We start from the raw sequence: 10864 nt of genomic DNA, 5'->3' as shown, positions 1-10864 counted from the left end.
CGGCACCTTGTACATGCAGGAACCCCCGGTGTCAGGGTAGTTGTCGCCTCTCTGAAATGGAGTCAGGCGTAGGGTGGGGGCGGAAAGTGGATTATCGAGATGAAACATTACTCAGCAGAACGTAAGGCCGCTGTATTGCAGAAGATGTTGCCGCCTACCAGTTTATCCGTGGCGGAACTGGCCAAACAGGAAGGGATTTCTGATGTTACGCTGTACCATTGGCGTAAGCAGGCGATGGCGAGTGGGGCGATGAGTGCAGTGACCAAGAAGACCACAGAGGGCTGGTCTGCCGAGTCCAAGTTGGCCGCGGTGGTGGAAACGGCCCTGCTGTCAGAGGTGGAGTTGAGCGCATATTGTCGGGAGAAAGGGCTGTATCCAGACCAGGTAAAAGCGTGGAAACAGGCTTGTATCGTTGGACAGCAGACCGCCACCCAACAGAAACAGACAGCGGGTGCGCAAGCCCGTGCAGACCAGAAACGGATTCGTGAGCTGGAGCGGGAATTGCGTCGCAAAGACAAGGCGTTGGCCGAAGCGGCCGCGCTGTTGATCTTGCGAAAAAAATTGAACGCCCTCTGGGGGGACGACGCCGGGGAAGATTAACCCCGGTCCCGGAGCGGCAACAGTATGTCGCCTGGATACAGGAAGCCTCTGACAGTGGAGCCCGCCGGTCGCGGGCCTGCGCAGAAGCGGGCTTATCATTACGCACCGTCCAGCGATGGACAGAGGAGTCGGGAGTGGTAAAGACAGATGCCCGCACGACGGTCGAACGACCGGCACCCAGCAACAAGCTGAGTGAAGCGGAGGTGCAAGCGGTGTTGGACGCCTGTCATCGTCCGGATACCGCACACCTGCCCCCGACTCAGATTGTGCCACGGCTGGCCGATGAAGGGGTCTATCTGGCCTCGGAGTCCACTTTCTACCGGATCCTCAAGGCTGAGGGCATGGGGGTACGGCGTGGTCGTGCGCACCCGCCCCGTAAGGTGAAGCTACCCACCACCCATACGGCCACCACAGCCAACGCCGTCTGGTCATGGGATATCACGTATCTGCCGTCGCCGGTGCGTGGTCAGTACTACTATCTCTACCTCTTTGAAGACCTCTACAGCCGCAAGGCGGTCGCCTGGGAGGTCCATACGGAGGAGAGCGGCGACCATGCCGCGGCGCTCCTCCAGAGAGGGTTTACGGCGGAGCAATGCTGGCGGCAACCCTTGGTCCTGCACTCTGACAATGGCGCCCCGATGAAATCCTCCACCCTCCTGGCCAAACTCTATGATCTGGGGATTACTCCATCACGGGGTCGACCGCGTGTTAGCAATGATAACCCCTATTCAGAGTCGCTGTTCCGGACGCTGAAGTACTGTCCGCAGTGGCCGGAGAGCGGCTTTACTGATCTCGACGCGGCACGACGCTGGGTACGTGACTTTATCGCCTGGTACAACCATGAGCATCGTCACAGCCGCATTCGCTTCGTCACCCCGGCCCAGCGCCACCGGGGCGAAGATCATGCGCTGCTGGCGAAACGTCATGCTCTCTATGAGGCGGCCAAGGCGAGAAATCCTGCGCGCTGGTCAGGCGGCACACGCAATTGGACACCCGTCGGGGCGGTAGATCTGAACCCGCAGCGGCAGGATAAAAAGGCGGCTTAAAAAATGGGAGAAGCGACAACTACCTTGACAGACGCCGGGAAGGTCAAGCCGTCCCGATCATCGCACCCCAGAACTGGTAACAGCCGCCCGTCGTGTCGACAGATAACTCCGGCCCAATGTTGTGCGGCCATCACATCATCCCCTTCCGAGTACGCTCGCCGGGCATTTCATCCCAGAGAACGACCTTGCGAACCCGGCCTGCCCGATGGATGGCGGCCATGAGATCGGAGACCCTGGTGGAGCGTTCGAAGAGGTAATTCAGGTGGAGCCCGTCGCGGTACTGGACGGCCAGCGTGGTATAGCTTTGCGGCTTGCTATTGGTACGGTTGGATACGGCCGAGAGCGCCATGGTTTCCCCCAAGGATGTCGCACCAGGATGGGCGGCTTCGATGAGGAAATAGTAAAGGTTGCTTTACTATGCGTCAAGCACACTTTCTGTAGTGATGTTGCACGCTCCAATTTGTGCCGCGAAACGCTACGCTATACAATTCACGCCATGATCAAGACATTCCGGCATAAGGGATTGGAAGCATTCTTTCTCACGGGGAGCAAAGCGGGTATTCAGCCTGACCAGGCACCCAAACTTGGACGCCAGATCGAGCGCCTGAACCGTGCGCAATGCCCCGGCGACATGAATGTGCCGGGGTGGCGGCTGCATCCGCTATCGGGGGATTTGGATGGACATTTTTCCGTGCGGGTCAACGGCAATTGGCGGCTGACGTTTGCCTTCGATGGCACGGATGCCATATTGGTAGATTATCAGGATTACCATTAGGAGATTGTTATGAGCGGAATGCACAACCCCCCTCACCCTGGGGACACTTTGCGGGAGGATGTATTGCCTGCCTTGGGGTTGACGGTGACGGAAGCGGCACGGCAATTGGGTGTCACCCGTGCGACCTTGTCAAGAGTATTACATGGGAAAGCGGCCATTTCACCGGAGATGGCCTTGCGCATCGAGTCCTGGCTGGGACCAGACCGGGGCGGGCGCGCGGACCTCTGGCTTGGCCAGCAGGCAGCTTATGACCTTTGGCAGGCGCGCCGAAAATCCCATCCCGTAGTGCAACCAGCACCACACGCGGCTTAGGCCGGTAGCGAATGAAAGCCCGCCTTGCTAATTAAGAACCATTACGGGTCGCGCCCGTCTTGCGAGTCAGTTCTTCCACTATTTCTTCGTTTTTCCGTTTAATATCCTCAAGCTCTCTGATGATGGTTTCCTGCTGACTGGAAGTCAGACGGTCGAAGATCCCCAGCAGCGCTTGCTGTTTAGGCGTTAGCTCCCTCGCACCCAAGGGGAGGCCGTCTGAGGCTTGCTCCTCAAACATGCTTCCCTCGCCACGCATCACCCAGTCCGGATTGATCCGCAAACTTTTGTGGAGAGCGCTTAGCGCTTCCCACGCGGGCTTGGTAACGCCCGTTTCCCATTGATGGACGGCGGACTTGCTCACACCGCCCGCATGCACCCCCAGTTTCGCCTGACTAAGATTCAGGCGGGTTCTTATTTCCTTGACGCGGTCGGCAATATCATTCATGCGGTAAAGTATCCTGCCCAGGATGGAAAGTGTCCTTGACATTTATCGGTGAAGGATGCTTAACTGTACGCATGGCCCTCATACGAACGAAACAGGACGCGATTAAACTTTTCGGCGGCACGATGAAAGCCGTCGGCGACGCGCTTCGCATTAGCCGCCAAGCCGTTTGGCAGTGGCCAGAGGAATTGCCGCAAGAAATCTCTGACCGATTGGTCGGCGCAGCTATCCGGCATGGGATCTTGCCCGTCAAATCTGGTGGCGACCGAGAAGGTGCCACGTCCTCCTCTACCGGCCTCTATCCCACACAGGACCCCAATCCCATCCAACCCCCAGAAACAGCCGCACCGGAAGAATCGCATGGCTAGACCTGCCCCTCTTCCACTGTCGCCCCGCCAACGCACTTTCCCAGGGAGGCCCTCATGAACCTGCAGCCGCACGAGCCACTAGAAGATACCATAAGTCTGGACGACCATGACTTTGCGTACAGTCCCCATTCCAGTCAGGCATTGAGCGAAGAATGGTATAGCCGGGACAAAGACTGCGATATGGAATACAAAAGTGGCATTCGCTTTTGCACCCTGTACCGCAAGGCCGTACGATCCAGGAGAGAAGAGGCAGAGCTGGGGATGGCCTATTGGGGAGCATACCAGGCGGCCTATGCCACTGCAGGCCAAATTGCGCAAAAGGCTGGGCTGCGCGATTCTGAGCTGATCGCCGACTGCGCCGCAGGGCTGGTGGATTTCTGCGCCCGGCAATACGATGAAACCGCCGTCGGGAGGGGAGGCCGGCCAAAGACCTTTGCGGACTTCCTGAAAAATATTGCGTATGCCTATCTCCGCAAACATCGGGACTTTTTGGCCTTTGCAAAAAAAATGACCGGCACCGGTTACGCCAGCCAAGACCTGATGACTGTTGCCACCTTCGGCGACGAATACGCGCGCATGAAACGGGAGTCCGCATCTGAGGATGACTACCGGGATGTGCTCGATACTCTGGATCCGGACGCCGTGGAATCTCTATACGCAGCAGAGTGGGCGGGCTTTGCAACAGAAGACGATGACGAAGTCGGACAAAGCATCAACGAAATCGAAGATCGCCTGCCGGCGACACTCCGGGAGTGGATAGATTACCTGCTTCAACAGATCCAGCATAGCGGGATGTCTCCTGCGACACTGGCCATGCGCGTACCGGCCATCCTGGAGCAACTGAAGTCCGCCACGGGTGCCCGTGTCATGGACATCATCAAGAGGCTGGTTGCCCGCGTGAAAGCAGGCTGTCAGGTGGCGCTGAACCTGTTGATGGCGCTGCGCCCGGCCATCCCCGCAAAGCATGCGCGGACCCTCACCCTGATTGATGGCGCACTGCAATCGATCCGTAAGGTACCCCAGGTTCGTCTGCGGTATGCCTCCCCGAAGGGGATGCTCGTGGCCTGGCAAGAAACACCACCCGACGCCACCACTGCCGTATCGGTATCCAATCAGGAAATGCCTGTCTATAAAGGCATGGGCAGCAATCCTGCTCCGACGATCCAAACACAATCCGTTCGCCTGCGGTATGCCTCTCCGCAGGGGATGGTCATCTCCTGGCGGGAGATATGGTCACCCCTCCCGCAATGTGTGTCTGCCGTGGACCTCACCGTCCCCGTCAATACCATTGAGACGGCTGCCAGGGTTCATCCATCCTCCCCAGACTCTGATGTCGATGCGTTCGATGGTCTCTGCATTTTTGACGAAGATCTGGCCTTCCTGATCGAGCCATCCGATCTCCTTCATGGCAGGATTCCTCCCGCGAAGCCCCGGTATGTGACGGTGGATGCCCCGCCGGACGAGCCGTCTGGAGCACCGCCTTTTCTGGATGAAAACTCTCCACCTGGAGACGTGGGACCCCCGGAGACGCAAATCCTTGTGCTATTGCGGAGAGCGCGTGCGCGAAAGGGCCGACCCCGGAAAAATCGGATGGCTTCTGTTGCCCCCATCCCGCCCGGCATCCGGTTACCTGCCACCTGGCAGGCGGCCATGGCGCTGTAGGGGCTCAACATGGACCGGCTGATGACGGTAAGTGAGCTTGCCCAGGTGCTGGGGTTATCCCCCAAGACGGTATACAAGCGTGATCCTGAAACGCTGCCGCCGCCCCGCCGGATACCGGGCACCAAAGGTCCCCGGTGGCTGGAAAGTGATGTGGAAGCCTGGCTGGCGGCGCTACCCAAGGCCATCGTACCCAGCGAGCGCTTCCACCAGCGCCCAGGACGGAAAAGAAAGGTGGTACCGTGAAAAGCCCGATCCCCTATCTCGGTGGCAAAGGCCGCATGACGGAAAAGCTTCTGCCTCTACTTCCCCGGCCTGACCGTTTTCTGACCTACGTCGAGCCCTTTTGCGGTGGCGCGAGCCTGTTGTTTGCCCGGAAGCCCGTGGGCATCGAGATCATGAACGACCGCAATGGGGATGTGATGCACTTTTTCCACATTCTGCGGGACCAGGGTGATGCCCTGCGGGAGTATCTACAAAATACGCCTTACGCCCGCGCGCTCTACGAAGTCTGGGCAAACCCCCGCTACCAGTGCGACTCCGATCTGGAACGGGCTGCCAGAACCTTCTTTCTGGCACGGGCATCGTTCATGGCCATGGCCCAGAGGGAAGAGGACCGCGCTCCCGTGGGATTCGCGGTGGCCAAGTACCTGGACAACCGTGCCCGGTCCATGATGAACAAGGTCGATGACGATCTGATCCGGGTCCGGGACCGCCTGCGTCATGTGGTGATCGAGAATGAGGATGCTATGGAGATCATCGACCGCTATGACAGTGAAAACGCCGTATTTTACTGCGACCCACCCTATCTGGAAGCGACCAGAAAAGATGGAGGGTATGCCTTTGAATACAGCGATGACGATCACCTACGGTTATTGTCGCGCCTGAAACAGAGCCCCGGATATGTGGCGATTTCCGGCTATGCCCACCCGATCTACGCCGAGGCGCTGGAACTCCAGGGATGGCAACGCCACGACTTCCCGTGGTTCTGCAATTCGGTCCGGAATGTGGGGCCGGGTAAAAAGGAAAGTCGCGGGCTGGACCACGAGCGCACGGAAAGCCTCTGGATCAACCCCCGGTTGCAAGAGTATCACTGTGACCGGTCCACACGGCAATGTGTGCTGGATTTAGAGATTGCCGCGTTTGCGTAATCAAAAGAGGCAAAAATCGATGACTACCTTTCTAACCCCGGAAGATTTATATAATCTCACAGGCTTGAAAACCAAGCCGGGGCAGGTCCGATGGCTGCAGGAGAGGGGTTATCGGCATGAGGTGTCGGCGTTAGGCAGGCCGGTCGTTTTATGGGCAGAGGTGGAGCGCCACTTGATCGGCGCGGGGGGAACCCCAAGAAAGAGTGCACCAAAGCTGGAGTTTCTCAAAAACAACGAGGTCAGGCATGGGGCGTCATAGATCATCTCATCATCACCTTCCTCCGCGCATGCATCAGAAAGGGCCGGTCTATTATTACGTTGTGTTGGTGGCTGGCAAAAGGAAGTGGATCCGGCTCGCCGATAACTACCCGGAGGCAGTAGCCAAGTGGGCAGAGATGGAGGGCCGCAACGCATCAGGCTCCACGGTTGGGCAAGCTATCGATAAATACATCGCGACGGAGCTGGCAAAGCTGGCAGAATCAACACGACACGAATACATTCGGCAATCAGGCAAGTTAAGAAGCGTATTCGGGCACATGCCCTTGAACGAGGTGCGTGGCTCTGATGTTGCTGCATACCTGGACCAGCACCCCTCGCCGGTGGCCGCAAACCGCGAAATGGCACTGTTCTCAACCGTGTTTTCATTCGCTATCCGCTGGGGATGGTGTGATCATAATCCGGCCAAAGGGGTGCGTAGAAACAAGGAAAAGCCCAGGGACCGCTACATCACGGATGAGGAATTCAACATTCTCAGGGAACATGCCGACGAACAATGGCGCTGCATCATGGATATCGCCTATTTGACCGCCATGCGACGTGGAGACCTCATGAAGCTCAGGTTGTCAGACATCCGCCCTGACGCCCTGGTCATTAGTCAAGGCAAGACCGGTAAGCGCATGTCCTTCGAGATGACGCCATCCCTGGCCTCCGCTCTGGAGCGGGCAAAAAAGCTGAGGAGGCGGATCGGATCCCTCTATGTGTTTTGTACCAGAGACGGCCAGCCACACAGTGTCAGCGGCTGGAACAGCGGTTGGCACCGAATCATCGCCAGGTCGGGCGTCGAGGATGCTCACTTCCATGACATACGCGCGAAAGCCCTGACGGACGCCAAACGGGCCGCTGGTCGGGACTACGCTCAGTCGCTCGCCGGCCACGCAAGCGGCGAAATGACGGAGACATATATCCGTGCCAGAGAAACAGAACGAGTCACCCCGCTGGGGAAGATTGTAGAAGAAAGGGCCGATTGTAGAAAACGCCCTTCCGACAAAAGCGGGGAACTCCTTGATTAATTGGTCGGGGCGAGAGGATTTGAACCTCCGACCACCTGAACCCCATTCAGGTGCGCTACCAGGCTGCGCTACGCCCCGTGAGTTGCAAAGCTTACGCAGATTCGCTGCGTTGGTCAATCGCGGCGCACACAGAGGCGCCGTAACGCCTCGAGTTCGCGGCGCAGAAATTGTAAACGCTGCTGCCAATGCAGTGGAGCTGCTTGTTGGGATTCCACCTGCGGCTCGATATCGAGAAGCAGCTGCGGATCGCCATCCTCTTCCGTACGGCTGCGCGAATGCTGGCCAATGCGCTCGCGCGCGCCGTGAATGGTAAAGCCCTCACCATAAAGGAGGGCGCGGATTTGCCGCACCAAGAGAAGATCATGCTTTTGGTAATAACGCCGGTTGCCGCGGCGTTTCAGCGGGCTGAGCTGCGGAAATTCCTGCTCCCAATAGCGCAATACATGCGCCTTGACACCACAGAGCGCCGCTGCCTCGCTGATGGAAAAATACTGTTTTTCCGGGATTTCGGGCAGCGCTGCCAGGGCCTTTCCGGGTTTGGACCTACTCCCCTGCTCCATCGCCATTTACGTGCGCCTTGAGCTTTTGACTGGGGTGAAAGGTCACCACGCGCCGCGCGGTAATGGTAATTTCCACCCCGGTTTTCGGATTGCGGCCCGGACGGGGATTCTTCTCGCGCAGGGAAAAATTGCCAAAGCCCGAAAGCTTGACCTCCCCCCCCTGCGCCAAGGTCTCGCGGATGCCTTCAAAAAAAGACTCCACCACACTCTTGGCCTCGCGTTTGTTGAGGCCCATGGTCGAAAAGAGCATGTCGACGATTTCTGCTTTGGTTACTGCCATCTTCCACCTCTAGTTGCGCAGCACTATGGGAGCGACTTTTTGCAGGGCCTGCAGGAGCCGATCCACCTCTTCCTGCACCCGTCCTTCCGTGAGGGTGCTCGTTTGTTCCTGAAACTGCAAGCGAATTCCCAAACCATAACAAGCTTCAGGAAGATTTTCGCCAGTATAGCGATCGAAAACCGCGGCGTCTTGCAAAAGGGGGGAATTTGCCCCAAGCAAAATTTCCAGTACCTCACCGGCGCTCAGATTCTCGGGCACTAACAAGGCAAGATCGCGACGTACTGAGGGGTAGGCCGACAAAGGCTGGAAGCGCGCCAACCCGGCGGGAGCCAGCAATGTTTCGAGGTCCAAGGTAAAGACCCAGACCGCCTCGTCAAAATCATAGCCTTCCGCGATTTGCGGATGCAGAGCACCGAGTCGCCCGACCGACTGTTCGCCCCAGAAGATCTCCGCACTCTGACCGGGATGCAGGGCGGGGTCGGTGGCGCGGGCAAAGCGGAATGTGCGCTCTGGCCAGAGGCCAAGCAGGGCCTCAACATCCCCCTTGAGATCAAAGAAGTCACTGTCGCGTGCCTTGCCCAGCCACGATTCGGCCGTGCCCGCGCCGACCATCGCTGCGGCTAAGTGCAGACGCTGTTGCCGGTCGGCAAAGGTACGCCCCATTTCAAAAAGACGCAGCTGCTCCTGTTGCCGATTGCGATTAAAATTCAGGGCCTGCAACAGCCCCGGCCAGAGCCCGGCACGCATCTGCGCCATGTCCGCAGAGATCGGATTTTGTAGCACCGGCGTCTCTGCCCCAGGGTAGAACTGCTCTTGTGCCTCCGGCGCAATAAAACTGTAGCTGATGATTTCGCTGTACCCCCGAGCGCTGAGCAAGGCCGTCAGGGCACGGCGTTGCCCGCTCGCTGCCGACGCCAGGGGGCGGAGGATGGCGTGCGGGCGGCGCGACGGCAACTGCTCATAGCCGGTGAGCCGGGCAATCTCTTCGATGAGATCGGCCTCGATACGCAGGTCGTAGCGATGACTGGGCGGGACGACTAGCCAATCCTCTGCCTGTACCCGTACGCCACAGCCAAGGGCCTGCAAAAGCAATGGTATTTGCTCGGCGGCGATCTCGCAGCCAAGGATGCGGGCAATGCGCTGCCGCCGCAGGCGGATTTGCGGCAATTCTGGCTGCGTTCCCAGCACTGTCGCGCCGGCCACGCAATGCACGCCACAGCGCGCGGCAAGGGAAAGGGCAGCAGGAAGCGCCAGACGAAAGTCAACGCCGCGCTCATAGCGCTGTGCCGCCTCGGTCTGCAAGCCCAAACGTCGTGCCCGGCCCTGCAGGGCTTTGGCGGAAAAATACGCGGCCTCAAGCAGAACCTTACGGGTGCTGGTAGATACCGCTGTGCGGCGCCCGCCGATGATCCCCGCCAGGGCCACCGGACCCTGGGCATCGGCAATCACCAGCATATCTTCGTTCAGGGTCAGATCACGGCCATCGAGGGCATCGAGTATTTCTCCTGCGTGCGCCCAACGCACCTCGATACCGCCACGAATTTGCTCGGCATCGAAGGCGTGCATGGGCTGCCCGAGCGCCAGCATCCAAATATTGAGCCAATCGACGATCGGCACAATGCTTTTCTGCCCGCCGCGACGCAGACGTTCGCGCCAGCGATCTGGCAAGCGCTGCGGCACGGCATCGAGCCGTAACGCCGAATAACTGCCGCAAGCAGCATGTGCATCTGCCGCAATACGAATGGGCAAGCCATCTGCCAGTTGCGCGCTGCCCGCTTGCGCGGGCCATGGGGCAGCACTGGATAAATCGGGAGCGATAAAGCGCCCGGCACCGCGCGCCGCTAGATCCCGGGCTACGCCCAAAATCGAAAACGCGTCGCCGCGATTGGGGGTGAGCCCCAGAGTAAAAATGGGATCATCAAGGCGGAGATAGCCTCGCAGGTCTGTTCCCACCGGCGCATCCGCATCAAGATCGAGAATGCCACTACTGCCATCGTCGATACCCAATTCTGTGGCGGAACAAAGCATGCCCGCCGAGCGCACACCGCGCAGCTCGGCCTCAGCAATCTCCATGTTTGGCAGCTTCGCGCCAGGCAGGGCGGCAGCGACGATCATCCCTTCGCGCAGGTTGGCGGCACCGCAGACAATCTGGCTGGATGCCTCAGCACCCACATCCACCTCAGCCACGCGCAGTTTGTCGGCAGCAGGGTGGGTCCAAACACGCAGCACCTGGCCGACGAGCACACCGGAAAACGCGGGTGCCGCCGCTTCTTGGGCCTCGACTTCCAGGCCCATCATGCTCAGGGTCTCGGCCAGTTCCTCGGCCGTACGTTCCGTGTCGAGATAGTCCCGCAACCATTCCAGTGCAACGCGCATGAGTTT

14 protein-coding genes and 1 tRNA gene are annotated in these 10864 nt (G+C 59.0%); 9 read left to right on the top strand and 6 right to left on the bottom strand.

Features of this window, described 5'->3' with window-relative positions; all coding sequences use genetic code 11:
* The first annotated feature begins 99 nt into the window (after nt 1-99).
* Nucleotides 100-1646, top strand: a protein-coding gene (locus tag AB4090_RS02270) for an IS3 family transposase (protein WP_369572229.1) whose coding sequence is annotated in 2 segments (ribosomal slippage) — nt 100-562 and nt 562-1646 — 1548 coding nt in all. Because the reading frame shifts where the segments join, the coding sequence is not laid out codon by codon here.
* A 130-nt stretch (nt 1647-1776) separates the two neighbouring features.
* On the opposite strand, the gene AB4090_RS02265 is transcribed toward AB4090_RS02270, so the two are convergent.
* Nucleotides 1777-1995, bottom strand: a complete 219-nt coding sequence (locus AB4090_RS02265; RefSeq protein ID WP_369572228.1) for a hypothetical protein — start codon at nt 1993-1995, stop codon at nt 1777-1779.
* Nucleotides 1996-2142: 147 nt separating this feature from the next.
* On the opposite strand from AB4090_RS02265, the gene AB4090_RS02260 reads away from it, so the two are divergent.
* On the top strand, nt 2143-2421 hold the full coding sequence (locus AB4090_RS02260) for a type II toxin-antitoxin system RelE/ParE family toxin (protein WP_369572227.1): 279 nt from the start codon (nt 2143-2145) through the stop codon (nt 2419-2421).
* 9 nt (nt 2422-2430) lie between these two features.
* Nucleotides 2431-2733 (top strand): HigA family addiction module antitoxin, encoded by a 303-nt coding sequence (locus tag AB4090_RS02255; protein WP_369572226.1) that lies wholly within the window; start codon nt 2431-2433, stop codon nt 2731-2733.
* Nucleotides 2734-2764: 31 nt separating this feature from the next.
* Here AB4090_RS02255 and AB4090_RS02250 read toward each other — a convergent pair whose 3' ends face one another.
* Nucleotides 2765-3178 carry a helix-turn-helix domain-containing protein gene (locus AB4090_RS02250; protein WP_369572225.1) on the bottom strand — a complete coding sequence of 138 codons (414 nt, stop codon included), beginning with the start codon at nt 3176-3178 and terminating at the stop codon, nt 2765-2767.
* Nucleotides 3179-3300: 122 nt separating this feature from the next.
* On the opposite strand from AB4090_RS02250, the gene AB4090_RS02245 reads away from it, so the two are divergent.
* Genes AB4090_RS02245 through AB4090_RS02220 form a run of 6 tightly spaced genes read left to right on the top strand, consistent with a single transcriptional unit; the run spans nt 3301 to nt 7642 of the window.
* Nucleotides 3301-3543: a hypothetical protein gene (locus AB4090_RS02245; RefSeq protein ID WP_369572224.1), complete on the top strand. Its 243-nt coding sequence runs from the start codon at nt 3301-3303 to the stop codon at nt 3541-3543.
* A 54-nt stretch (nt 3544-3597) separates the two neighbouring features.
* Nucleotides 3598-5205, top strand: a complete 1608-nt coding sequence (locus AB4090_RS02240; RefSeq protein WP_369572223.1) for a hypothetical protein — start codon at nt 3598-3600, stop codon at nt 5203-5205.
* Between the two features lie 9 nt (nt 5206-5214).
* Entirely contained in the window at nt 5215-5448 is a 234-nt protein-coding gene (locus AB4090_RS02235) for a helix-turn-helix transcriptional regulator (protein WP_369572222.1), read from the top strand.
* On the top strand, nt 5445-6353 hold the full coding sequence (locus AB4090_RS02230) for a DNA adenine methylase (protein ID WP_369572221.1): 909 nt from the start codon (nt 5445-5447) through the stop codon (nt 6351-6353). Before AB4090_RS02235 ends, AB4090_RS02230 begins: the two co-directional genes overlap by 4 nt.
* 19 nt (nt 6354-6372) lie before the next feature.
* Nucleotides 6373-6612: a DUF4224 domain-containing protein gene (locus tag AB4090_RS02225; RefSeq protein ID WP_369572220.1), complete on the top strand. Its 240-nt coding sequence runs from the start codon at nt 6373-6375 to the stop codon at nt 6610-6612.
* Between the two features lie 28 nt (nt 6613-6640).
* Complete coding sequence (locus tag AB4090_RS02220) at nt 6641-7642, top strand: tyrosine-type recombinase/integrase (RefSeq protein WP_369572219.1); 1002 nt, start codon at nt 6641-6643, stop codon at nt 7640-7642.
* A gap of 1 nt (nt 7643) precedes the next feature.
* On the opposite strand, the gene AB4090_RS02215 is transcribed toward AB4090_RS02220, so the two are convergent.
* The 4 genes from AB4090_RS02215 to pheT all read right to left on the bottom strand — a co-directional run bounded on the left by AB4090_RS02215 (nt 7644) and on the right by pheT (nt 10858).
* Nucleotides 7644-7720: transfer RNA gene (locus AB4090_RS02215), tRNA-Pro, on the bottom strand.
* Between the two features lie 35 nt (nt 7721-7755).
* On the bottom strand, nt 7756-8202 hold the full coding sequence (locus AB4090_RS02210) for a MerR family transcriptional regulator (protein ID WP_369572362.1): 447 nt from the start codon (nt 8200-8202) through the stop codon (nt 7756-7758).
* Complete coding sequence (locus AB4090_RS02205) at nt 8186-8482, bottom strand: integration host factor subunit alpha (RefSeq protein WP_369572218.1); 297 nt, start codon at nt 8480-8482, stop codon at nt 8186-8188. The genes AB4090_RS02210 and AB4090_RS02205 overlap by 17 nt, the downstream gene beginning before the upstream one ends.
* A gap of 9 nt (nt 8483-8491) precedes the next feature.
* On the bottom strand, nt 8492-10858 hold the full coding sequence (gene pheT / locus AB4090_RS02200) for a phenylalanine--tRNA ligase subunit beta (protein WP_369572217.1): 2367 nt from the start codon (nt 10856-10858) through the stop codon (nt 8492-8494).
* Nucleotides 10859-10864 lie beyond the last annotated feature (6 nt).

Origin of the sequence: Acidithiobacillus sp. IBUN Pt1247-S3 (assembly GCF_041146875.1) — a bacterium.
Classification (GTDB): Bacteria; Pseudomonadota; Gammaproteobacteria; order Acidithiobacillales; family Acidithiobacillaceae; genus Igneacidithiobacillus.
This window is presented reverse-complemented; position numbering and strand designations above follow the sequence as displayed.